Source organism: Embleya hyalina (assembly GCF_003967355.1).
GTDB lineage: Bacteria > Actinomycetota > Actinomycetes > Streptomycetales > Streptomycetaceae > Embleya > Embleya hyalina.
Genome location: NZ_BIFH01000040.1, coordinates 63366 through 87359, shown reverse-complemented (window position 1 = coordinate 87359; position 23994 = coordinate 63366). Strand labels below are relative to the sequence as shown.

The 23994-nt window shown below is 73.2% G+C and carries 19 protein-coding genes; 12 read left to right on the top strand and 7 right to left on the bottom strand.

Features of this window, described 5'->3' with window-relative positions:
- Window positions 1–47: 47 nt before the first annotated feature.
- Window positions 48–443, bottom strand: coding sequence for an MmcQ/YjbR family DNA-binding protein (locus EMA17_RS40595; RefSeq protein ID WP_126642309.1), 396 nt, complete (start codon window positions 441–443; stop codon window positions 48–50).
- A gap of 152 nt (window positions 444–595) precedes the next feature.
- Between EMA17_RS40595 and EMA17_RS40590 the strand changes: the two genes are divergently transcribed.
- The 4 genes from EMA17_RS40590 (at window position 596) to EMA17_RS40575 (ending at window position 4679) form a co-directional block, all read left to right on the top strand.
- Window positions 596–1123: a gamma carbonic anhydrase family protein gene (locus tag EMA17_RS40590; protein WP_126642252.1), complete on the top strand. Its 528-nt coding sequence runs from the start codon at window positions 596–598 to the stop codon at window positions 1121–1123.
- Between the two features lie 539 nt (window positions 1124–1662).
- The gene (locus EMA17_RS40585; RefSeq protein WP_246127217.1) at window positions 1663–2859 is read left to right on the top strand and encodes a globin domain-containing protein; all 1197 of its coding nucleotides are present in this window, start codon (window positions 1663–1665) and stop codon (window positions 2857–2859) included.
- A gap of 247 nt (window positions 2860–3106) precedes the next feature.
- A complete protein-coding gene (locus EMA17_RS40580; RefSeq protein WP_126642251.1) occupies window positions 3107–4324 on the top strand; it encodes a nitric oxide synthase oxygenase in 1218 nt (405 codons plus the stop codon).
- A 145-nt stretch (window positions 4325–4469) separates the two neighbouring features.
- Entirely contained in the window at window positions 4470–4679 is a 210-nt protein-coding gene (locus EMA17_RS40575) for a cold-shock protein (RefSeq protein ID WP_126642250.1), read from the top strand.
- A gap of 155 nt (window positions 4680–4834) precedes the next feature.
- On the opposite strand, the gene EMA17_RS40570 is transcribed toward EMA17_RS40575, so the two are convergent.
- Complete coding sequence (locus EMA17_RS40570; protein ID WP_126642249.1) at window positions 4835–5329, bottom strand: PaaI family thioesterase; 495 nt, start codon at window positions 5327–5329, stop codon at window positions 4835–4837.
- Between the two features lie 349 nt (window positions 5330–5678).
- Between EMA17_RS40570 and EMA17_RS40565 the strand changes: the two genes are divergently transcribed.
- The 3 genes from EMA17_RS40565 to EMA17_RS40555 all read left to right on the top strand — a co-directional run bounded on the left by EMA17_RS40565 (window position 5679) and on the right by EMA17_RS40555 (window position 8821).
- The gene (locus EMA17_RS40565) at window positions 5679–7661 is read left to right on the top strand and encodes an ABC1 kinase family protein (RefSeq protein ID WP_246127216.1); all 1983 of its coding nucleotides are present in this window, start codon (window positions 5679–5681) and stop codon (window positions 7659–7661) included.
- 9 nt (window positions 7662–7670) lie between these two features.
- Entirely contained in the window at window positions 7671–8291 is a 621-nt protein-coding gene (locus tag EMA17_RS40560) for a hypothetical protein (protein ID WP_126642248.1), read from the top strand.
- 323 nt (window positions 8292–8614) lie between these two features.
- Window positions 8615–8821 (top strand): hypothetical protein, encoded by a 207-nt coding sequence (locus tag EMA17_RS40555; RefSeq protein ID WP_126642247.1) that lies wholly within the window; start codon window positions 8615–8617, stop codon window positions 8819–8821.
- A gap of 78 nt (window positions 8822–8899) precedes the next feature.
- On the opposite strand, the gene EMA17_RS53060 is transcribed toward EMA17_RS40555, so the two are convergent.
- Window positions 8900–9607 carry a hypothetical protein gene (locus EMA17_RS53060; protein ID WP_126642246.1) on the bottom strand — a complete coding sequence of 236 codons (708 nt, stop codon included), beginning with the start codon at window positions 9605–9607 and terminating at the stop codon, window positions 8900–8902.
- Window positions 9608–10092: 485 nt separating this feature from the next.
- Here EMA17_RS53060 and EMA17_RS40545 point away from each other — a divergent pair, with 485 nt between their 5' ends.
- On the top strand, window positions 10093–12135 hold the full coding sequence (locus EMA17_RS40545; RefSeq protein ID WP_126642245.1) for a S9 family peptidase: 2043 nt from the start codon (window positions 10093–10095) through the stop codon (window positions 12133–12135).
- Window positions 12136–12227: 92 nt separating this feature from the next.
- Here EMA17_RS40545 and EMA17_RS40540 read toward each other — a convergent pair whose 3' ends face one another.
- The 3 genes from EMA17_RS40540 to EMA17_RS40530 form a co-directional block, all read right to left on the bottom strand.
- Entirely contained in the window at window positions 12228–13037 is an 810-nt protein-coding gene (locus EMA17_RS40540; protein ID WP_160161740.1) for a DUF3152 domain-containing protein, read from the bottom strand.
- A gap of 98 nt (window positions 13038–13135) precedes the next feature.
- Entirely contained in the window at window positions 13136–14068 is a 933-nt protein-coding gene (locus tag EMA17_RS40535; protein ID WP_126642243.1) for a hypothetical protein, read from the bottom strand.
- A gap of 87 nt (window positions 14069–14155) precedes the next feature.
- Window positions 14156–14668, bottom strand: coding sequence for a SigE family RNA polymerase sigma factor (locus EMA17_RS40530; RefSeq protein WP_126642242.1), 513 nt, complete (start codon window positions 14666–14668; stop codon window positions 14156–14158).
- A 273-nt stretch (window positions 14669–14941) separates the two neighbouring features.
- On the opposite strand from EMA17_RS40530, the gene EMA17_RS40525 reads away from it, so the two are divergent.
- The 3 genes from EMA17_RS40525 (at window position 14942) to EMA17_RS40515 (ending at window position 21226) form a co-directional block, all read left to right on the top strand.
- Window positions 14942–15508, top strand: coding sequence for an NADPH-dependent FMN reductase (locus EMA17_RS40525; protein ID WP_218043231.1), 567 nt, complete (start codon window positions 14942–14944; stop codon window positions 15506–15508).
- Window positions 15509–15787: 279 nt separating this feature from the next.
- Window positions 15788–16297, top strand: a complete 510-nt coding sequence (locus EMA17_RS40520) for a cupin domain-containing protein (protein WP_126642240.1) — start codon at window positions 15788–15790, stop codon at window positions 16295–16297.
- A gap of 426 nt (window positions 16298–16723) precedes the next feature.
- Window positions 16724–21226 carry a hypothetical protein gene (locus tag EMA17_RS40515; protein ID WP_126642239.1) on the top strand — a complete coding sequence of 1501 codons (4503 nt, stop codon included), beginning with the start codon at window positions 16724–16726 and terminating at the stop codon, window positions 21224–21226.
- 34 nt (window positions 21227–21260) lie between these two features.
- Here the strand turns inward: EMA17_RS40515 and EMA17_RS40510 are convergent, their stop codons facing one another.
- Complete coding sequence (locus tag EMA17_RS40510; protein WP_126642238.1) at window positions 21261–22283, bottom strand: ABC transporter substrate-binding protein; 1023 nt, start codon at window positions 22281–22283, stop codon at window positions 21261–21263.
- 298 nt (window positions 22284–22581) lie between these two features.
- Here EMA17_RS40510 and EMA17_RS40505 point away from each other — a divergent pair, with 298 nt between their 5' ends.
- Window positions 22582–23982, top strand: a complete 1401-nt coding sequence (locus EMA17_RS40505) for an aminotransferase class V-fold PLP-dependent enzyme (RefSeq protein WP_246127215.1) — start codon at window positions 22582–22584, stop codon at window positions 23980–23982.
- The last annotated feature ends 12 nt before the right edge of the window (window positions 23983–23994 follow it).

Genomic DNA, 23994 nt, shown 5'->3' with positions numbered 1-23994 from the left:
CCGGCCGGACCGGCCGACGAGCGCTCGCCCCCGGATCGGCGCCGCCGCTACCCGTCCTCGCGATCGCGCTCCCGCTGCCCCGGCCAGTCGAGTCGGAGCCGTTGCAGTCGCGGCAGCGAGGCGACCACCAGGTCGTAGGAGTCCTCGATCAGGTCCCGCACCATCGCCTCCGGCAACGAGCCGTCCAGGGTCACGGTGTTCCAGTGCCGCTTGTTGAGGTGGTAGCCGGGCACGATCGCGGGGTGATCGCTGCGCAGCCGAACCGCCAGGTCCGGATCGCACTTCAGGCTCACCCGCAGCGGCGGCGTGTCGGTCAGCGTGGACAGGGCGAAGATCTTCCCACCGACCTTGAACGTCGACACATCCGGATTCCGTCCGAACGGAAACTCCTCGACGGCCCCGTTGAACCCGAGGCACACCCCCCGAAGCCGCCCCGCACCCATCCCCGCCAACCGCCGCGCATCAGCCATCCCGCCAGTATGCCCAGGTCGGCGGCCCTCGAACGGCCCACCCGACGACGGCCGTCCCGCGGCCGCGGGGCGCGGCTACAGTGCCGGGGTCGCGGATCGGGTGGTCCGCGTGTCGAAGGAGGGTCATGTCCAACCCGCTGATCGCCGCCGTGGGCGGACTCGTTCCGCAGGTCGATCCCACCGCGTTCGTCGCGGTGAACGCCACCGTGGTCGGCGCCGTCACCCTCGCCGCCGGATCGAACGTCTGGTACGGCGCGGTGTTGCGCGGCGACGCCGAGTCGATCGCCGTGGGCCCCGAAACCAATATCCAGGACAACTGCACCGTGCACAGCGACCCCGATTTCCCCACGGTGATCGGCGCGCGGGTGTCGGTGGGCCACAACGCGGTGCTGCACGGCTGCACGATCGAGGACGACGTCCTGATCGGGATGAACTCCACCGTCCTCAACGGCGCGCACATCGGCGCCGGCGCCCTGATCGCCGCCGGCGCGGTGGTCCCGCAGGGCATGCGGGTGCCGCCGGGCGTGTTGGTCGCCGGGGTTCCGGGCCGGATCCGGCGCGAACTCACCGAGGAGGAACGCGCCGGCATCAAGGCCAACGGCGCCGGTTACCTGTTCCTGGCGCGGGCCCACGGCGAGATCGCCCCGCTCTGACCCCGCCCGCACGGTCGACGGACCGCGCCCCGCGTACCGAACCGGGGCGCGGTCCGTGCGCGTATGCGGACTTTCCGGACGGACGCGGCGCTCCGTCGAGCCGATCCCCGGGCTTCCCGCGTCCGCCGACGACCGGCGGACGCGGCCACTCGCGCGATGCGTCGGCGACGCGCGTAGACCCGATTCGGCGCGTGCGGCCGGCCGCCTCGGCGACGCACTCGGTCGTCCCGGGTCGCGGACGGCGGTTCTCCGCGTCCCTTCGCGCCGCTCTCCGCCGGCCGGATTTGCGCTCCGACCTGGGGGTTTACCACTCCCATACGTGTACGTACGGCTGCGGAGAGTGTGGGTGGATTACCGATCAACCGTCCCATAACAGACTTCTGTTCATCCAGAACCGGAACCGGGCCCTCGACTTGACGGCGGGACGACGATCCGATGATCGTGTTCCGGCCGCCGGTGTTCCGCGATCGACTCGCGACGGACTCGCGACGGAACCGGCCGAGCAACCCTCTTGCGGAAGGGCTACCGATGGGCCGATCTTGGAATCCAACGACGCAGACCACATCCGACATAACGACGCCGACTTCATCCGGCACAACCTCGCGGTCGTCGCTCCTCGGGCCGCCGACGTCACGTCCCACTTCTACGCGCTGCTCTTCCTGCGGCGGCCCGAACTGCGCGACCTGTTCCCCCCGGCGATGGACGTCCAGCGCGATCGCCTGCTGCACGCACTGATCCGCATCGTCGGCGATCTGGACGACGCTCCCGCGCTGCACGGCTACCTCGGCCAACTCGGACGCGACCATCGCAAGTTCGACGTGATCGCCGAACACTACGACCTGGTCGGGGAATGCCTGGTCGCCGCCCTCGCCCGCTACAGCGGCGAAACCTGGAACGACGCGGTACAGGCCGCCTGGACACGCGCCTACGGCGCGGCGGCCGGCATCATGATCGGCGCCGCCGACGAGGACGCCCGAACCAACCCCCCGCACTGGGCGGCCGAAATCGTCTCGCACCACAAGGCCGCCGACGACATCGCGGTGGTCACCGTCCGCCCCGACGTCCCGTTCCCGTACCGGGCGGGCCAGTACACGTTCCTGGAAACCCCCTGGTGGCCACGGGTATGGCGGGCCTACTCGATCGCCAACGCGCCGAACCCCCAGGGCCTGCTCACCTTCCACGTGCGCTCGGTGCCGGCCGGCTGGGTCAGCAACGCCCTGGTCCACAAGGCCAAGCCGGGCGACCGGATCAAACTCGGCGCCGCCATGGGCGAGATGGTCGTCGACCACCTGGCGCCCAACCCGGTGTTGTGCGTCGCGGGCGGCACCGGACTGGCGCCGCTGAAGGCGATGGTGGAGGAACTGGCCTACTACGGCACCGATCGGTTCGTCGACCTGTTCTACGGCGCCAGCGCGCACAGCGGCCTGTACGGCCTGGAGGACCTGCTCCGCCTGTCCCAGAAGGTGTCCTGGCTGCGGGTCAGACCCGCGCTCGACGATCTGACCCTGGCCGGGATCAGCGGAGGGATCTCGGAAGTGGTCGGCGAGTACGGGCCGCGCTTCGACTGCGACGCCTATCTCAGCGGACCACCCGCGATGGTGCTCGACAGCGCCCGCGTCCTGCGCCGACTGGGCCTGAACAGAAGCCAGATCCACCACGACCCGGTCGTCGGCGCGTACGCCGCCGAGGCCGAGGTCGAGACACCGACCCCCGTCGCCGCCGAGGCACCCGGCTGACCCTCGGGGCACCCTCGCCGTCTCGTACCCCGCCCAGACCCGAAACAGGCTCCCGCGACCCCGTGGTCGCGCCGCCGAGCCGGTTCCCAGGAGAACGTTGACCGAACACGGCAGCACCCGAATCCGCGAGGATCAGCCGTCCCCCGTCGGGTCCCATCCCGAAGTTCCGTCACCGCCCGACGAAGTCACCTGCCCCACGGGCCGATTCACCTCCCCACCGGCGCACCCTCCCGCACCGGCGGTCGAAATGGCCGCGATACCGGCCCGACTCCCCTCCCATGCGGCGTCGCGGCCCACCCCACCGACGCCACCCGCCCCACCGCCACCGATCCACTCCCCACGCCCCCTCGGCGCCGTCGACCCCGAACTCGCCCGGTCCTTCCTGGAACGTTTCCTCAGCGAGACCAAGGCCCCCGTGGATCCCGCCGGTCGATGGCGTGCGATCGCCGAGCAGATCCGGGACACCGGCACCTACACCCACACCTCCGCCGAACTCACCTGGGGTGCTCGCGTCGCCTGGCGCAACTCGGCCCGCTGCATCGGCCGTTTGTACTGGAACAGCCTGGCCGTCCGCGACCGCCGACACGTGAGCCGGCCCGACGAAGTCGCCGCGCAGTGCGCCGGGCACCTGCGCGAGACCTGGCGCGGCGGCCGGATCCGTCCGACCCTCACGGTGTTCGCCCCGGACACCCCCACCGGTCCGCGGGTACGGATCTGGAACGAGCAGTTGATCCGCTACGCCGGCTACCGCCGTGCGGACGGCACCCCGGTGGGCGACGGCCGCAACCTCGGCATCACCGAACTCGCGCACGAACTCGGCTGGCGCGGCGAGGGCACCGAGTTCGACCCGCTGCCGCTGATCATCGAGGGCCGGGACGGCCGGTTGCGACCGTACGCGCTGCCCCCGGACGCGATCCGCGAGATCGCCCTGACCCACCCCGAACACCCGGGCTTCGCCGACCTGGGGCTCCGCTGGCACGCGGTCCCGGCGATCTCCAACATGCGCCTGGAGATCGGCGGCGTCTCGTACAGCGCGGCGCCGTTCAACGGCTGGTACATGGGCACCGAGATCGGCGCCCGCAACCTGGTCGACGCGGATCGCTACGACGCGCTGCCGGCGATCGCCGAGTTGTTCGCGCTGGACACCTCCAGCGAGCGCACGCTGTGGCGGGATCGGGCCCTGATCGAGCTCAACCGGGCCGTACTGCACTCCTTCGATACGGCCGGCGCGACCATCACCGACCACCACACCGAGTCCACCCGCTTCCTGCGCCACGTCGAGCGCGAGGCCGAGGCGGGCCGCGCCTGCCCGGCGGATTGGAGCTGGATCGTGCCGCCGGTCTCGGGCGCACTGACCCCGGTGTACCACCGCTACTACGACGATCACGACGAACACACCCTGACCCCGGCGTACGTCCTCGACGAGGCGGCGACCCGACGGGCGGCGGGCGAGGTCGGGACATGACCGACCCGGACTCGGTCGAGGCCGCCGCCCGCGTCCACCGCGTGTTTCGCCGCCGGCCGGGCGGGAAATCTCGGGGGCCGCAGTAGCGACGAGGCTCCGGCGGACGCGCCCGTCGCGCGTCGTGGATCAGATGAAGGAATGAACGATGGCAACAGGCAAGGTGAAGTGGTTCAACGCGGACAAGGGCTTCGGCTTCATCGAGCAGGATGACAAGGGTCCGGACGTCTTCGTCCACTTCTCCGCCATCCAGGGCACCGGCTTCAAGCAGTTGGAGGAGAACGACAGGGTGGAGTACGACGTCACCCAGGGCCCCAAGGGTCCTCAGGCGGAGAACGTCGGCGTCATCCGCGACTGAGTCGCGGTCGCGCGTTCGACCGCACACACACGCTCGACCACACACACGCTCGACCACATACCGGGGCATCGCCGGGACCACGGTCCCGCCGGTGCCCCGGCCGCGTCTCACCCGGCGGACCACGTTTCACGCGAGGAACGCGACGACCGCTCGGGTCAGGGCGTCGGCAGGTCGAAGAGCATGCACGTGCTGGTGGCGTGGGCCAGCAGCCGGTCGTTCGCGTCGTACAGGCCGGCCTCGGCGAGGGCGGTGCGCCGGCCCCGGGTAAGCACGGTGCCGATCGCCCGGACCTTGCCCGTGTCCACCGTCATCGGCCGCAGGAACCGGGTGGACAGGTCGAGCGAGGTGTAGCCGACGCCCTTGGCGAGGGTGGTGTGCACGGCGCAGCCGGCCGCCGAGTCGAGCAGGGTGGCGTAGAGCCCGCCGTGCACGCTGCCGATCGGGTTGTAGTGCTCCTCCCCCGGGACGACGGCGAACACGGCCCGGCCCTCCTCGACCTCCTCCAGGGTGAAGTCGAGGTTGGCCGCGATCGGCGGTCCCGGCAGCCGTCCGGCCACCATCTCGCGCAGGAAGTCCAGACCCGACATGGTGCCCACGGCGACCGCGGAGAGCTTCGGGTCCTGCCAGGTGAACGTGCGCGACCGAGTCATGTGCTTTCCGATCTTCTTCCCGACGACGAGGGCGAGGGCGGCGACGCCGAATACGACGACGAGACGCGTCGACGGCCACGACGATGCCGGGAACCCCTACCACGATGATGATCCAAGCCCTCGACGGCGCTTCGCCCGGGGGCGCGACGGCCGCCGCGTCGGGTCGTCGGGATCCGCCTCGCGGTTCGCAGGCCCGAATCCGCGGGTCGCCGCCGGGCGGGGCCTCGGGCGGTAGGTTCTCCCCCGCACGTGCAAGATCACTCGGGGAAGGTCTCATCAGCATGTCGCACGGATTCTCGGCGCCCGCCGACGGACACACCACGCTCGCGGTCGACCCTCGGGGACGCTCGTGCTGAGCGCGGGTGAGGCCGGCGTGGATCGGGGCGTGTTGTGGGTGGCCACCACGCTCACCGCACTGGCCCTCGCCGTCGGACTGGCCTGGGGCGCCCGGCGGTTGCTGGGATTGCCGGTGGGGACGAGGCGTACGCTCGCCGCGGGGCTGCTCGGCATGGTCGTGTCGTGGGCCGTCGGCGGCAACATCCAACGGCACAACCCCGGCGTCTTCATGACCGTGACGCTCGGCGTGGCGCTGCTCGCCTCGATGACGTTCATCGTGGTGATCGAGGCGCTGGTGCCGAGCGGTTCGTGGCCCGGCACGGTCGAGTTCGTCCGCGGACTGCGCCGGCGCGCCGCGCGGGGGCGGCGCTACTCGCAGATCAGCCGGATCGCCGCCCGGCACGGACTGGGCCCGTATCTGCGCGGTCGGCGTCGGGCCGATCCCGACGGCCGGCGTGCGGTCCTGGCCCGGTCGTTGCGACAGGCGCTCCAGGAGGGCGGGGTCACCTTCGTCAAGCTGGGCCAGGTGTTGTCCACCCGCCGCGACCTGCTGCCCGTCGAGTTCGTGGACGCGCTCGCGCTGCTCCAGCACCGGGTCGCGCCCGCTCCGTGGGCCGAGGTCGAGGCGGTACTGACCGCCGAGTCGGGCGCGCCGGTGTGCGACGTCTTCGCCGAGTTCGACCCGGAGCCGCTGGCGGCCGCGTCGATCGCCCAGGTGCATCGGGCCCGGTTGCGGTCGGGCGACGAGGTCGTGGTGAAGATACAGCGGCCCGGGATCGGGCCGATCGTCGAGCGGGACCTGGACATCCTGGCTCGGCTCGCGGCGAGTCTGGATCGGCGCACCGCGTGGGGACACGCGCTCGGTCTCGTCGAGTTGGCCGACGGCTTCGCGGTCGCGTTGCGCGAGGAGTTGGACTTCCGGATCGAGGCGCGCAATACCGCCGCCGTGCTGGCCGCCGGTTCCGGGCGGCGGGATCCGAATCTGGTCCTGCCGCGACTGCATCCCGAGCTGAGCACCGCGCGGGTGCTGGTCCTGGACCGGCTGGACGGGGTACCGCTGGGGACGGCCATGGCGACGCTCGACGAGCGTGGGGTCGACCGGGGCGGGTTGGCCCGCACGCTGCTCGGCGAATTGTTGCGGCAGATCATGTTCGACGGGGTGTTCCACGCCGACCCGCATCCGGGCAACATCATGTTGCTGACCGACGGCCGGTTGGCGCTGCTCGACTTCGGCTCGGTGGGCCGGATCGACGCGCAACTGCGCGGCGGATTGCAGGATCTGCTGCTCGCGCTCGGCCGGGCCGATCCCGTCGCGATGTCCGACGCGCTGCTTCGGGTGGTGACCCGGCCGGCGGAGTTGGACGAGCAGCGGCTGCAACGTGCGCTCGGCCAGTTCATGGCCCGCCACCTCAGCGCGGGTCTGGCGCCGGACATGGCCATGTTCACCGACCTGTTCCGGCTGGTGTCCGCGTTCGAGCTGACCGTGGCGCCGGAGATCGCGGCCGTGTTCCGGGCGCTGGCCACGGTCGAGGGCACGCTCACCGGGATCGAACCGGGCTTCGACATCTTCGCCGAGGCACGCGGCTATGCGACCGCACACATCAGCGAACAGTTCGAACCGGGCAGCCTGCGCGACGCGGCGACGAGCGAACTGCTGCACCTGCTGCCGGTGTTGCGCCGACTTCCGCGCCGCTTCGAGCGGCTGACCGGGGCGCTGGAGGAGGGCCGGCTGGGCGTCAACGTACGGCTGTTGGCCGACGAGCGCGATCGCCGGGTGGTCACCTCGATGCTGCATCAGACGCTGCTGACGGTGCTCGGGGCGACCGCCGGGATCATGGCGGTCCTGCTCCTGGGCACGGAGGGCGGGCCGCGGGTGGGCGAAAGCGTGGGTCTGTACCAGGTGTTCGGCTACAACCTGCTCGTGGTCAGCTGTGTACTGGTGTTGCGGGTGTTGTTCACCATCTTCCGTGCGGAGCGGGTCGAGAGTCGGCGCTGACGAACCGCCGTGCTCGGCCCGTCCTGCGTGGCCGACGCCTCGCCCGGGCACACGCGCCGGCATCTGCCGGTGGCGGAGATCTTCGTGACCGACAACACCGCCGTGATCAGCGATCCGAACGATCCCCGACTGCGGACGCAACTGAACCGCTTCGCCTGCGAGGTGCGCTCGACGATCCGCGCGCGGGGTGCCGACCCGGACAAATCCTCGCTGCTCGACGGGGTGTTCTGGTCCGACGAGTCGCGGAACGTCACGTACGAGCGCTCGCGCGAGTTCGACGTCGACGGCCTCGACGCGGCGCGGCTCAACCACATCGCCGACGTACTGCGCAAGCGCTACCACCAGCAGTCGGTGCTCACCTTCGAGTACCTGCGCGCCGACTCCCCGCGCGCGGACGCGATCGAGGTCGAGGTGCCGGATGTGAGCGTGCGGCGGCTGCACGACGGACTGGCCGCCGACCCGGAGGCGCGCGAGCGCCTCTTCGGCGGCTCGGTCACGGTGCGCGGCGGCAAGCTGATCCTGGTCGCCGACCGCGCCGACGCGGCTCTGGTCGAGCGCTTCGTCGACACCCTGGGCGGCGACTGGTCGCGGGCCACGATCCACTACGGGGACCGGGAGTTCGTCGGCTAGCGCGTCGACCGGGCGGCGCGGGACGCGGTGACGGCGGCGTTCGTCGCCTCCCGCACCGCCCGCGCGGCCGGTCCACGACGACGGGCCGGGGTGGAAAGCGTTTGCCGGATGCATTGTGTGGCGCGGGTATCGACGCGGAACCGTTCGTCGCGCACTCGACCCGGGTGCTGTTCGAGGCGCGACGGCCCGGCTGAGCCGGTACGGGGGCGCGCGGTCTTCGCGCCGTCGACCAGCGCCGGGGTACGCCGGGGCGGACCGTCCCCGTGCAGGCCCGGGCGGGTGACATGGCGTAGCCCTCGGCCCATCCCGACGTTGAGCACGGTATGACCCAGACTCGACGCATCATCGCCGCCGTGGCCCTGGCGGCGGGCGCCGCCGCACTCGCCACCCCGGTCGCGAACGCGGGCACCCCGCCCCCGGACATCGCCCTCACCACCCCGGACAGCACGGCCTCGGCCGCCGACGGCGTGGACCCGCAGCAGGCCCTGAACACCGCCGTGACCTCCCTCGTCGGCGGCCTCGCGCACTGATCCACCCGAGGCCCGCGACGGCCCGGACCCGGTCGACGCACTCGCCGCCGCGTGTCGACCGGGCCGGTGCGCCCACGGTCATCGACCGACGAGCGGCACCGGGTCGGGGTCCGAATCCGGGTCGGGGTCGGGGTCGGGGTCGGGGTCGGGGTCGGGGTCGGGGTCGGGGTCGGGGTCGGGGTCGGGGTCGGGGAACAACGCGTGCAGGCGGGCGACCAGTGCGGCGTCGGGGAGGACCGCGCGGCGCGCGTCGGCGGCGATCGGGCAGGACGACATCACCCGCACGCCGTGGCGCCGGCCGTCGTCGTATCCGAACATCACGACGTAGTCCGCCTGTCGGCCCGCCCCGGGGCAGGCGAGTCCGCCGGCGGGCAACGAAGGTTGGGCCCGCAGCGCCCGGGCGTAATCGGCCGGATCCGGCAGGGCCCGCGAGCCGGCCAGGTCCGTACGGTGCCGCGCGGCACGGTCGTCGCGCGGATAGCGGCACACCACGGCGGAGCGCGGTATGCCCGGGACGAACGGGTCCGCCGGGGCGGCGTGGTTCGGCAATCGCCAGTCGGGGGTGGTCGGGTCGACCCATCGGGGGCAACCCTCCGCGTCCACGGGAGCGGGCGGCGGCGCGGGGTTGGCGGTCGCCGAATACCGCGCGGGCGCGTCCCCGGCGGCATCGAGCAGCACGGTCCCGCCGACGCCGACGACGATCACGGCGACCGCCGGCGCGGCCCATCGGCGACGTCGGTGATCGCGCGGCGGACTCGGCCGATCGGCACGCGGCTGCTCGCCCATGACAGCACCCTGACACACGGCCGCGCTCGCGTGTGCGGCGGGCAACCGGCCGTCGGCATCGCGAGGTTGCCGCCGATACCCCGAACAGGCCGGGTGCCGAGGGCGTTACGGCCCCGACCGGGCCGCCGGCCGGGGTGGGCGACGGAGTACACAACCGAACAGTCGGCCACGCACACCGAAAGGACCGCAAGCGCTGCGAAGCCGAGAGGAAAGCACGAACGCCCGGCCCACGTGTCCGGTGGATCGGATCGGATCGGGCGGTGCCCGGTCCGGGCGATCGCAAGGCGTGCGGCCGAAGCTCGTACCCGGTCGTACTCGCGAGGCCTCGCAACGCCGCAGGCGTGCGTGCCGGACACCGCCCGATCCGATCCGATCCACCGGACACGGCCAGGCGCGAGGCGCGCTCGTCGGCCGGGCGGTCGGGGTTGTTTCGCCGGGTGGCGAAACATTCGGTGGGCCCGGGCCCGGCGGTCAGTCTGTAGCGCATGTCGATGATCGGTTTGCCCCGGCAGTTCGTGCGCACCCGGCGGTTCACCTCGGGTTCGCCCACCGCGTTCACCGTGTCCGCCGACGGCGCGTCGGTGCTGTTCCTGCGCAGTCGTTCCGGGGAGGATCCGGTGGGCTGTCTGTGGTGCCTGGACCTCCACACCGCCACGGAGCGGCTGCTCGTGGATCCCGCCCGCTCGGCGAAGACGGCCGGTCGGGCCGGGATCGCCGCGTACGCCACCGACGACGCGGCCCGGCTCGCCGCGTTCGTGCTGCCCGACGGGTTGTGGGTGGTCGACGTGCCGACCGGACACGCGCGTCGGTTGCCCGTCGAGGGGCCGCCGGCCGACCCCCGCCCCGACCCGACCGGGCGGCGGATCGCCTATCGGGCCGACGGTGCGCTGCGGGTGGTCGAGGCGGACGGCACCGGGGACCGGGCGGTCGCCGAACCCGACGGTGCGCATGTGCGTTTCGGGGTCGCCGAGTATGTCGCGACCGCGTCGATCGGCCGGGACCGCGGCTACTGGTGGTCGCCGGACGGCACGAGGCTCCTGGTCGCCCGCGTGGACGAGGGCGACGTGCCGATCCGCCTGCTCGCCGATCCGACGGATCCGGACGTCGCGCCGCGCGCCCTGCGCTACCCGGCGGCCGGCGACCCCAACGCCGAGGTCACCCTGTGGCTCGTCGCCCTCGACGGCGAGCGGATCGAAGTGCCCTGGGACCGAGCCGGGTTCGAATACCTGACCGCCGCCGGCTGGGACGTCCACGGCCCGTTCGCCGAGGTGCAGAGCCGCGACCAGCGCACCGTCCGCGTGCTGGCCGTGGACGAGGCCAACGGTCGTACCCGCCTCCTCGCCGAACGGCACGACGCGCACTGGGTGCACCTGCTGCCCGGCACGCCGGCGCGGACCGCGTCCGGCGCGCTGGTCGGGCACTGCGACGCCGACGACACCCGCCGCCTCACCCTGGACGGCGTGCCGATCACCCCGGCGGGACTTCAGGTGCGCGAGGTGTTCGGGGTGGACGGCGACGACGTGTTGTTCGGCGCCGCCGACGACCCCACCGAGACCGGGATCTGGACGTACCGAGCGGGCACCGGCGCCGAGCGGCTCGACGGGGAGGCCGGCGTACACACCGCCGTACGCCGTGCCGGCACGCTCGTGCACACCGCCCGAACCCCCGATCGCCCCGGCGCCCGTACGCACGTGCTGCGTGCGGATCACCCCGCCGTGCCGATCCGCTCGTATCCGGCCGAGCCGGTCCTGCGGCTGCGCGCGACCCGGATCACCACCACCGAACGCGGCCTGCACAGCCAGGTGTTGCTGCCGTCCTGGCATCGCGCGGGCGACCCGCCGCTGCCCGTGCTCGTCGACCCGTACGGGGGTCCGGCCCTGCAGCGCGTCACCGCTTGGCAGGCGCCGATGGCCTTCGTCTCCCAGTGGTTCGCCGAACAGGGCTTCGCCGTGCTGATCACCGACGGCAGCGGGACGCCCGGGCGCGGTCCGGCCTGGGAACGCGAAGTGGCCGGCGACATCCTGGGCCCGGTGCTCGCCGATCAGGTCGCCGCGCTGGCCGAAGTGGTGCGGCGACGACCGGAGTTGGATCCATCGACGGTGGCCGTACGAGGTTGGTCGTTCGGCGCGACGCTGGCGCTGACCGCGATCCTGCGCCGCCCGGACGTCTTCCACGCCGCGATCGCCGGCGGCGGCGTCACCGATCAGCGCCTGTACGACACGCATTGGCGCGAACGTTTCCTCGGCCGTCCCGACGAGCACCCCGAACGTTATGCCGCCTGCTCACCGCTGTCCTGGGCCGCCGACTTGCGCCGACCCCTGTTGCTGATCCACGGACTCGCCGACGACAACGTATGGCCGGCCAACACGTTGCGGCTGTCCGGCGCACTGCTCGCCGCCGGACGGCCGCACGAGGTGCTGCCGCTGGTGCGCACCGGCCACGCACCCACCGACGAGAACCTGTTCGAGAAGTTGTTGGCCCATCAACTCGACTTCCTGCGCAGGCACTTGCGGCTCGCACCGCGCTGAGCGGTCAGCCGGGTGGTGGCGGGGAAGCCGTCGCGCGGGCCACCGGCCGGGCAGTTGCCCGGATGTGACAGGGTGTGGAGGGCGCGGGCTCGTCAGCCGGAGGCGTTCGGGTAGGGCCAGGGGTTGGCCTCGCACAGTTTGCCGTTGTCCGCCACCCGCGACTTGGTCTGCTGCATCATCACCGGGGCCACGCCGCCGGCGGCACACCTGGTGCTGTGCTGGTGGCCCATACGGTGGCCGACCTCGTGGTTGATCAGCATGTGGCGGTAGCCGAGGAGGTCGTCCCCGTACGCGGTCGAACCCTGGGCCCAGCGCCAGCCGTTGATCATCACCCAGGGTGTGCCGTTGGCATTGCACGACACGTTGGACCTGCTGGTGTCGCCCACGATCGGCGAGCAGATCCGATGCAGGGTGCCGGGACTGGACAACCGCACCACGAACGACGCGGCGCCGTCGGTGCGGGCGAAGGCGAGCCCGTCCCGGGACCAGCTCCGCGGATCGTTGAGGGTGTGCTGCACCACGTCGGCGAACAGCGCGCCGTCCAGGGGGAGTCCCTGCTCGATCTCCACCCGGTAGGCGACCCGCCGGCCCGGGCCCGGCGCCGCCGCCTCCCCGGGCACGGTGACGAACGTGCCGGCGAGCCGCAGTTCGGGGTCCAGGGCGAACGGCACGCTCGCCTGTGCCTCGGGGTCCGGCGAGGCGGACGACCGTACCGGCAGGTCCCGTTGCGCCGACGGCTCGTCCGGTCTCGGGGTGGCCTCGGCCGGCCGGCCGGTCGGTGCGTCGAGCCGGGTGGCGCCGACGTCGACGGTCGGCGCGCCGCCGCGGGAACCGTGCGGTATCAGCGCGATCAGGAGCAGCACGGCGGTCACCGCCCCGGCCACGACCCAGGCGCGGGCCACGATCCGCCGACGGGCGTCCGAGCGGGCCCGCGCCCTGGCTCCCGCTCGGCTCTCGGCCCGGGGGCGTGATCTCGATCGACGGCCCATGGTTCGCCCGCTCACCCCGTCCCCGGTTCGGCTGCCCGCAACTGCCGGGAGACGTCCAGCCAGCGCGCGTCCCGCACGATCGCCTGCGCCTGGTCGTCGGTCAACGGCATCCGTCGTTTCTCGTCCGTGATCTCCACCCGGTCCAGCGGTCCGATGGCCCAGAACAGCCGAAGCACGGTCGGACCCGACGGAAACTGGAGGCCCTGCCCCCAGAGCACGCCCGCCTCGGACCTGCGCACGGCCTCCGTCGCGAAGCGGCCGGGCTTTTGGGGCGGGCCGATGCACTTGAGATGGTGACTGCGCCCGTACTCGTCGATCCGGGTGGGCTCGGTGGGGGCGTCCGGGGCGCACACCGCCGGTTCGCCCGAGCGCAGCGACACCGACACCCCGGCCGGTCCCTGGCCGTTGTCCCAGGTCAGCTCGGCCGAGATGCCGTATTCCGGCGAATACCCGGTCCGTACCGCCGACTTCGTCCCCTCCGGCGGCAGCATGGCGACGAGCAGGTCGCCCAGTTGCCGCGCGATCACCTCGCGGGCCCGCGCGATCCGGGTCTCGGCCGTCCGGTCCTCCGACCGGGGCCGCGACTCCGGTACACCGCTCGACGCGGACGACATCGCCTGCCGCGAGTCGGGCTCGCCGGCGTCCAGGGCGACCACCGCCGAGGCCACCCCGATCGTCGTCACCGCGGCCATCGAGGCCACGACGGCGCCCGCGCGGATCCACACCCGCCGCCGGCCCCGGGCGGCGGCACGGGCCACCACCTCGGCCATCGGGCGGGCGTCCTGGCTCCCCAACTCGGCGTGCAGTTGCCGTCGGAAGGCCACTTCGAGTCCGGGGTCGACGTCGAGCACGACATCATCGAGGTCGAGATCGGTGTCCGCTCCGGTGGGGGACCGTCGCCCCGACTCGGTCCCGGATCGTGGTGTCACCCGATCCGCTGCCATTCCCGCCTCCCGTTCCGGCCGACTTCGTTTCCCGTATCGGCTTCGGTTTCGTCGTTCCCGGTCTCGCTCGTCACCGCTCTCCTCCACTCAGCCGATCAGGGGATTGACCTCGAGCGTGCCGCGCAGCCGGGCCAGCGCGCGGGGGCCGGCGCTCTTGACCGCCGAGGGGGACATGCCGAGCATCTCGGCGACCGCCTCCACGCTGTGGTCCTCCCAATACCGCAGCACCACCACCGCCCGGTCCCTCGGCGGCAGCCGCATCAGCGCGTCGATCAGGGTCAGCCGTACGTCCGGGAGATCGGCGTCGGCCGCCGCGTCGGGGCGGTGCTCCAGGCTCGCCGCGTCGATGCCCGGCAGCTCGGTGGAGCTGCGCCGGCGCCTGCGGTCCAGGTAGGCGTTCAGGAGCACCCGCTTCGCGTACGCGTGCGGCTGGTCGGTGTGCTCTATGCGGCGCCAGGCCACGTACAACTTCTCCAGGGCGATCTGGGTCAGGTCCTCGGCGAGATGCCAGTCGCCGCACAGCAGATACGCCGTCCGGCACAGGCGTTGCGCCGAGGACTCGGCGAACTCGGTGAACCCGTCGCGGCCCTGCCGTCCCATCCCGACCTCCCCTCCTGTCTCGTCCGTCCCTGATCCATACGCATCCGGAGGAGGGGCCGGATGCACGTGTCCTGCGTCACAGCGTCGGCCGGTCGGCCGGAGGTCCCCCTCCCGGGAGTCGTACGCGTGTCGCAATCGGTCCCCCAATTGGCATGTCGGGCCGGTCATACCGACATCGAACGGGCCATACGTTGGTTCGGGGCCCGGGAACGGGCGCACCGTCGACCACCCCGGTCGCCGAACCCGGCCACATCCACCCGAAGGAGCCATCGCGTGCGCGACGTCAAGATCCTGGCCGTCTCCGGCAGCCTGCGCGCCGAATCGCACAACACCCGGCTGCTGCACGCGGCACGGAAGTTCGCCCCGGGTGGGGTGGACATCGAGATCTACGAGGGCCTACGCGAGATTCCCCCGTACGACATGGACCAGGACACCCCGGACGATCGGCCCGCCGCGGCCGCGGACCTGCGGCGGCGGATCACCGAGGCGGACGGGCTGCTGATCGCCACGCCCGAGTTCAACTACTCGATCCCCGGTGTGCTGAAGAACGCGCTCGACTGGGCGAGCACCGACTGGAGCGGCACCGAGGGCTTGCCGCTGCTGCACAAGCCGACCGCGATCATGGGCGCCGCGCCCACCAACTTCGGTTCCGTACGAGCCCAGTTGGCGCTGCGTCAGGTGTTCGTCTGGACGCACACCGACGTGGTGGTCAAGCCCGAGGTGATCGCGTTCCGGTCGCACGAGCGCTTCGACGAGGCGGGCAACCTCACCGACGAGACGACCATCGGCCTGCTCCGCGACCTGCTGGCCGCGCTGCGGGACAAGATCGACGCGAAGTAGGCGTCCGGGACTCCTTCGGGGGCGTGGGAGGGGTTTCGCCGTCACGGGGCGGCGAAACCCCTCCTTTTGTCTGTCCGGGGTGGATCGGGGATCACACAATTGACCCATCATTTCAGCCTCGGAATGCACCATTGTGGAGGTCGAAAGCGGTCGTAGATTGGTATCGAGGAACGGCGGGGCCGGGCTCGGAGGAAGCACCGAAGCGCCCCCACCGGCCGTCCCGGTCGACCGATGCCGCACACCGGCGCACCTCACACATCCCGCACGCAAGGAGCCACCATGTCCGCGAACGCCTCGAACACCGCCGCCGCCACCACCGGCGAGGTCCCCGTCCTGGTCCGTACCCGGGACGCCGAGATCATCCAGGACGGTCCGACCAGCCTGATCACACTGCTGGCCGACACCCCCGGGCTGACCGCGAACCTGGCCACGTTCCGGAAGGGCTCGCCGGGCGCGCCCGCGCACTTCCACACCCGGGCGAGCGAGATGTTCCACGTCACCGAGGGCACCATGCGCATCCTGCTCGGCGAGGAGATCGTCACTTTGGAGACGGGCGACTTCCTGCTCGTGCCGCCGCACACCACGCACGCCTTCGCCCCGGCCCCGGACACCGAGGCCAAGATGCTGGTGGTCTTCACGCCCGGCATGGACCGCTTCGACTACTACCGCCTGCTGGAGCGGGTGCACCGCGGCGAGGCCGACTTCGCCGAGCTGCGCGCGACGTCCGAGCGGTTCGACAACCACTACGTCGACAGCCCGGTGTGGCGCGAGGCCATCGCCGGGGAGTGAACCCACCCACCGCCGCGCGGGACCCGGACCACCTCTCGTGGTCCGGGTCCCGCGCGTTTCCCGGCAACCCGGACCCGCACGCTCGTGCTCGACGGCGTGCCGGCGCGCACCGATGCCACCGCGGGCTTTTATGATCGGTCGCGTCCGAACCGGCGCTCCAGGCGTGTATCGGGTACCGACCCGGGCAGGTTCGCGCGGATCGGGGCGGGTGCGGTCGCGATGCGCGGGCGCTCGTCGGCGATCCCGGCGACCGCCCCGGGCGATCACCGCCGACCTCGGCCCGCGCCCCTGTCGGGACCCCTGTCGACCCCTGACCGATCCGCGCTCGACGGCCGATCGTCGGTGGGCTGTGGTGGGGTGGTCCTCGCGATGCCGCCCGGAACCCGGCGGACGACGGTGGGCCCGACAGGCAAGGGGAGGCGAACAGTGACGCAGGGAGCCGCGCGGCGATCCGACCCCGCCGCGGAGGTGCTGCTCGGAATCGCGGTGGCGAGCGGCGAGCCGGGCGACGCGGGCCGGCTGCGACACCGGCTCGGCGTGCGCGATCCGGCCTGGTTGGCCGATGCGGCGCTGCCGATCACCGCACGTCGACGGGCGGTTCGCGACCCGGACGTGTCGGTGCGCCGCGCGGTGGCGCGCAATCCCCGGGCCACCCCGGCCGATCTGGCCGCGCTCCTGGAACGGCCCGACCCGGTCGTCGATCGCCTGGTCTACCGGCACGCCACCGCGCTGCCGTGGATGCGCCGGGAGATCCTCGCCCCGGGCCGGCACCCGGATCCGATCGCCCTCGCGGTGTTGTGGGAGGAGATCCGCGCCTGTACCGAAGACCCGCCGGACCACCCGCACTTCGTCGGCGCCGCGGTGGTCTGCGGCGTCCCGGCGCTGATCGAGCACGCGCTGCGCACCGGTGGCGCACGGCTGACCCGCGCCGAGCAACTACGCGGGCTGCTCGGCCTGTTCGACGACCCGGAGCGGCTGGGCGCGCTGCTCGGCGAGGTGCGGTTTCGGCCCGGCGTGCCGCCCGAGCCCGGCGGCGCGCCCGGGCCCGGTGTCGCCGATCTCGCCGCCGCCGCGCTCGCGTCCGGGGACGACGGGCCGCTGCGGGCCGCGGTGCTCGCCGCGGAGGGCTCCGCCGGGCTGATCGCGGGACTGCGGGCCGGCGAGCCGGAACCGACCTGGCGCCGGCATCTCGACTGGACCCGGCTGCCGGCCGCGCACCGCGCCGACCCGCTGCCCGAATCGGCCGCCGTCGCGCTGGCCGCCCGGCCGGACTGTCCCGAGGTGCTGCTCGCCGAGCTGTATCGGGCCCACCCGGCCGCGGTGGCCCACGTCGCCCGCCCCTCGGTCGCCCTCCTGGAGGCCGCGGTGCACCTGCCGGGCCATGTCGAGGCGACCCGGATCGCCGCCGCTGCCGCCGCGTCCGGACTGGCCGACGAACGACACGCCGTACCGATACCGAGCCGTGTCGCCCCCGCCCGCGTCGGGGTGGCCGTGCTCGCCGAACTCCCGCCCGGCCGCCCGCTCGCCGAGCTGATCCACCGCCACCTGGGTTGCTCGGCCGACCGATGGGCCACCCTGCGCGGCGCCTTGTCCCGGTACCGGGGCACCCTGGCCGACCTCCTGGCCGGCATCGCCGACGGCTCCGTGCCCGGCCCCGGACACGTTCCTCCCCCGGCGCTGTCCCGGCCCTACCGCTTCCTGCTCCACGCCGCCCCGGCCGAGGATCTGCGCGCCCTGCTGCCGCACCTGCCCGACGAGTTGTTGCGCGACCTGCTCGGCCGCGGCCCGCTCCCCGAGCACACCTTCGAGGCCGCCCTCGCCGGCCGCGACCCGAGGGTGTGCGCGGCGTTGGCGGCCAACTCGGGCCTGGATCCACGCCGGCTGGGCCGGCTCGCCGCGCTGGACGAACCACACGTGAACGCCGCGGTGTACCGCAACCACCACAGCCCGCTCACCCTGCGCCGCCGCATCGCCTCCGGCGTGCCGTGCACTCCGGATCGGACCCAACCGGTGCCGCTGGACCCGGTGTTGCGCGCCGAACTGCTCGACTGCGCGGATCGGCGCCTGCTCACCCCGCTGGCGGTCAGCGGCGACCCGGAACTGGTGCGCGCCGCGCTGTACGCGTTCCCCTCCGCCGACGCGCGGGCGTTCGCGTTCCTGAAGGTGTGGCGACGCGGCGGCCCCGACGCGGCCCGGCGCCTGGTGGAACCGATCGGCGGACTCGGGCCCGCCCACCGGGCCGACGCCCTCCCGGACCACCTCGAAATCGACGCCGGACCTGGCCGATCGGGCGCGGTGCGGATCCCGTACGAGGACCCCGACGCGCTGCCGAGCGTGCTGGCCGGCGTGCGCGGGCGCAACGCCACCCGCCGGCTCCTGGCCACGCTGGTGCACGAGCCGTACGCGTACGACCTGCCGCGCCTGGTCGCCCGGCATCGCGAGACGCCCTTCGCGCCCGAGTCGATCGACGAACTCCTGCGCCACGAGGACGCCGTCGGCGAACCGGCCCGCCTGCTGCGCCTCGCGGTGGTCAACCGGGCCTGCGGGACGACCGCCGAGGACCTGAACCGCGAGCCGATCGACCGACTGCGCGAGGTCGCCTTCCGCCGCACCGACGCCGGCTGGGTGAACGACTGCGTCGAGCACGAACTCCTGGACCCGATACGCCTGGTGGACACCGCCCGCCCGGCCGGCGAGGTGTTGCGCGCGCTGCCCAAGCTGACCCGGGACACCGTCGCCGCCCCGGTCCGGGCCCGGATCGGCGCGCTGGTGCGGACCCGACTCGCCGGGCACGTCGAGGCGACCGTGATCGCGCTGAGCCTGCTCGACTCGTTCACCGGCACCGTCGGCGAGCTGATCGATGTCGCGGCACAGGCCGCCGGACCGCCGCCCGGGCCCGAGCAACGCGCCGCCGCCGACGCCGAGATCGCCGAGTCGGCCCGCGAACCGGACGGGTCCGCACCGGCGACGCCCACCCGCGAGCGGGTCGGGCCGACCTTGCCCACCCGGTGCGGGCGGCGCGGCACCCCGGACCGGGGTTGTGCGCTGGCCGCCGCGCATCTGCTGCGGTCGATGGTGCCGGGCGCGCCGATCCCCACCGATCCGGCCGTGCTCACGGTGTTCGCGGAGACCCCGGAGGCGGATGTACCCGGGCTGGCCCACCCGGACTGGTTGCGCGCGGCCTGCGCGGCGGCTCCCGCGGACCTGCCGCGCGAGCGGTTGGCCCGGCGCGATCCGGTCGGCTTCCGCGCCGGCGCCTCGGCCTCGGTGCGCTACCGCGCCGGGCTGGTCGGCCCCGCCGAGTTGATCGCCGACACCCCCGCCCGCGCGTTGAGCGCCGCACGGCCGGGCGAGTTCTCCCAGCTCGCCCGGGAACCGCTGACCCGGGCGGTGCGCGCACTGCTCGCCGAACGCCTCGGCCACGACCCGCGGCACTGGCTCGCCGCACTGGCGGTGATGGACGGCGACGGCGGCGAACTGCCGCTGCCCGAGCTGCTGGAGCGGGTCACCGCCGGCGCACCGGAACCGCCGGGGGACGGGCCGCCCGCGGTGCTCTCCACCGCCGGGTCGGCCCTGCTCGTCTACGCCGACGTCCGGGTGCTGCGCACCGTCCTGCCACTGCTGGCACCCGGCGCGCCGAGCATCCTGGCCCGCGACGCCGAGCGGGGTCGGCATGTCACCGCCGACCTGGTCGAGTACGTACTCGGCCTGACCGACGTCGAACCCGCGCTGATCCTGGCCGAGGGCGAGGCCCGCTCGCCACACACCCGACACGTGCGCGAACGCCTGCTCGCGCGGCGCGATCCGGCCCTGGACGACCGGCTCTACGGCGATGTGAAGCGGCGCGGCGACGTGGTCGAGCGGCGGCGGATCCTGGCCCGGGCGGCGGACGACCCCCGGCCGCTGTCCGCCGCGCTGCGGGCCCGGCTGCTCGAACCCGGCGTGTTCTCGGCGTATTGGGTGGACGCGTTGCGGATCACCGTCGAGGCGGCCGACGCGGACGTGGTCGAGCCGGCCCTGGCGGCGATGTCCGGGAAGTTGTCCCTGCTGGATCAACTGATCGCGGCCCGCAACGTGTTGCGCTTCGGCGGCGCGCACCGGCTGCACGCGGTGATCGACGGCGGTCTCCTGGGCAGCGGCGCCGCCAGGATCGCCGGCAAGGCCCTGGAGGCGCACGATCGGGCGCTCGATGCCCCGCCTGCCGGGGGGCGGGCCGGGCTCGACGTGTCCCCGCCGGCGCGTGCCGCGCTCGACGCCGGGGTGGCGGTGCTGAGCGAGCGGGTCGAGCGGGAGTCGTCGCCGGCCCGGCTGGTGGCCCGGCTGCGCGGATGTCGGCGGCTGCCGGACGCGGAGCGGGTCCTGGATCGGCCCTACCGGCGGGACTGGGCGCTGTTGGCGCGGGAGCACGCGCGCGAGCCGTGGCCGGCGGGGGTGCGGCACGCGCTCGCGAGCCGGCCGGACGCGCCCGACGAGATCGTGCTGGCGATGCTGGCCGACCTGCACCCGGCGGAGGCGTTCGCCGCGGCCCGGCGCGGCCCGCACGCGGCCCGGGCGGTCACCTCACGGGTGGTGCCCGACGGCGGCACCGCCGAGTGGCACGCGGAGGTGGAACGGCTGGTCGAGGCGGGGCTGTTGACCGGCCGCGACCTGGTACACGAGGTCGGCCACGCGGAACGGGCGCTGCGCTACCTCGCCGACGCCCGGGCGCGGGTCGACCTGTGCGGGCCGGTGCGCGCGGCGGTCGACGCGGCATACGTGGAGGTCGCCGCGCTGACCGTGGACCTGCTGGGCACCGAGGACCGCTCGTGGCAGCGCCTGTTCGCGGCACTGACCGAGCGCGACGAACACTGGCGCCGCGCACACGGCCCGGCCGCCGGAATCGCCGGCCTGCTGAGGTACGCGGCCCGCGAACCGCTGGGACCGGCCTGACGCGGCACGGCCGGTCCCACCGCGAGTGGCGACCTCAGCCGGCCAGGTTCTTCTCCAGGTCGCCCAGGATCGAGTTCGCCGCGACCACGCCGAGGCCGAGGTACCAGGTCTCGTCGGGGACGGTGACGGCCTTGCCCTTCTCCACCGCGCCGAGCTTCTTCCACAGCGGGTTGTCGGTGACCCTGCCCTGCGCGGTCTTGTCCGCCGGGCCGTAGGTGCCGACGAAGATCCGGTCGGCGTCCGCCTCGGTGATCCGCTCCTCGGACAGCTCCACCGCCAGGTCGTCGATGTTCTGGTTGGCCGGGCGCGGCAGGCCGACGTCCTGGAGCACCGTGCCGATCAGCGACTTGTTCGCGTACAGGCGGATCTTGCCCGGCATGAACCGCACCATCGAGATGGTCGGCTTGTTCGGACCCAGCTTCTCGCCGAGCGCCTTGGCCCGGGCCTGGTAGGCGTCCAGCTGCTGCTTCGCCTCGGCGGTCTTGTCCAGAGCCGCGGCGTTGAGCAGGAAGTTCTCCTTCCAGGTGTAGCCGGGACGCACGGAGAACACGGTCGGCGCGATCTTGGCCAGCGTGGCGTACTGCTGTTCCGCGCGCAGCTTGCTGCCCAGGATCAGGTCGGGCTTCAGGTTCTCGATCGCCTCGAGGTTGAGGCTGTTGATCGTGCCGACCTTGGCCGGCTTGCCGGCCTTGCCCTCCAGGTAGGCGGGCAGTTCCTGGGAGCCGTCGGTGAACGCGACGCCGACCGGCTGCACACCGAGCGCGGCGACGTTGTCCAATTCGCCGGTGTCCAACACGACGACCCGCTTCGGCCGCGCCTTGAGGACCACGTCGCCCATCGCGGTACGGATGGTGCGCGGGTACTGCCCCGGCGCCGCGTCGGTGCCCAGGCCGGTGGTGACCTGACCGGCGTTGCCGAACTCCTTGCCGCCGGCGGCGACGGCGGGCTTGCCGCCCTTGTTCCCGTCGGAGGAGTCCGAGCCGCCGCAGGCTCCGGTGAGCAGGGCGGCGGACAGGGTCACGGCGACGGCGGCGATCCGGCGGCGGGGTATCGGCATGGGTCCTGGTTCCTTGGCGCGTGGGGGACGCGGGCCGAACACCGCGGTGCGGCGACGAACGACCCAGTTGTGCTCAGGTAAGGCTTACCTTTCCTCACCCTAGAGGATGCTTGGCGCGGAACCGCCATCAGGGGTGAGAACGGGCATCCGGAACACGCCGTCGGGATCCTTTCGACGCGAGGGTCGGCGCGCCGCCGACCCCGCCGACCCGCGCGCCGCACCGATCCGCGCACCACCGAATCCGTTGACGTGCGCTCCGCGGGGGCGCGAGACTCGGACGTCCGGGGAGGTGGGGACCGTGGGAATCGTCGAGCCGGCACAACCGGCGGACTTCGAGGCGATCCGCCGCAGGGAGTACGGCTACCTCGACGACCAGGGCCTCGTCTACCTCGACCACACCGGCGCCGGCCTGGCCGCGCGCCGCCAGTGGCAGGCGCACGCCGCGCGCATGGCGGGCCGCACCTACGGCAATCCGCACTCCGAACACCCGGCCTCGGTCGCCTCCACGAACCTGGTCGAGCACACCCGCCGGGCGATCCTGGAGCACTTCAACGCCGATCCGGACCGCTACGCGGCGGTGTTCACCGCGAACGCCACCGGCGCCTGCCGACTGGTCGGCGAGGCCTACCCGTTCCGGCGCGGCGGCCGGTTCGTGCTGCCGATCGACAACCACAACTCGGTGAACGGGATCCGCGAGTACGCCCGCGCCCACGGCGCCCGCACCGAGTACATCGGCCTGTCCGGACCCGAACTGCGGCTGGACGGCGAACGATTACGCGCCGTGCTGGCCCGCCGCCGGGGCCTGTTCGCGTTCCCCGCGCAGAGCAACTTCACCGGCGTGCGCCACTGCCTGGACTGGATCGACGTCGCCCACGAACACGGCTGGGACGTGCTGCTCGACGCGGCCGCGTACGCCCCCACCAACGTGCTCGATCTGTCGGTCGTACAACCGGAGTTCGTCGCGGTCAGCTGGTACAAGGTGTTCGGGTACCCGACCGGCGTGGGCGCTCTGATCGCCCGTCGGGACGCGCTGGCCCGGCTGCGCCGGCCGTGGTTCGCCGGCGGCACCATCGAGGCGGCCAGCGCGCAGGGCGGCTGGCATCGGATGGCCGACGACGAGTCCGCGTACGAGGACGGCACGCTCAACTTCCTGGCCGTTCCCGACGTGGCGCACGGCCTGGCCTGGGTCGAGGAGGTGGGCATGCGGGCGATCCACGAGCGGGTGGACGCGCTGACCGGGTATCTCCTCGCCGGGTTGGCCGAGTTGCGCCATCACGGCGGCGAACCGCTGATCCGGCTGTACGGGCCGGGCACGACGAACGAGCGGGGTGCGACGGTGGCGCTCAACGTCCTGGACGCCGCCGGGCAGGTGGTGGACGAGCGGGCCGTGGCGCGCGACACCGCCGCCGCCCGGATCTGTGTGCGCACCGGCTGCTTCTGCAATCCCGGCGCGGGCGAGGCGGCGTTCGCGATCGGCCGACGCACGCTGCGTGGCGCTGTGTCGCGCACCGCCGCCTCCGGCGGCACCCTCGACGACCACCTGACCCGGCTCGGCCTGCCCTCGGGCGGCGCGGTCCGGGTCTCGCTCGGCCTGCCGTCCACCCACGCCGACGTCGACGCCTTCCTCGACTTCCTGGTCCGCACCTACCGCGACCGACCGGCCGACCCGCACGGACTGGCCCCGCGACTGCGCTGCTGACCATGCCCGCGC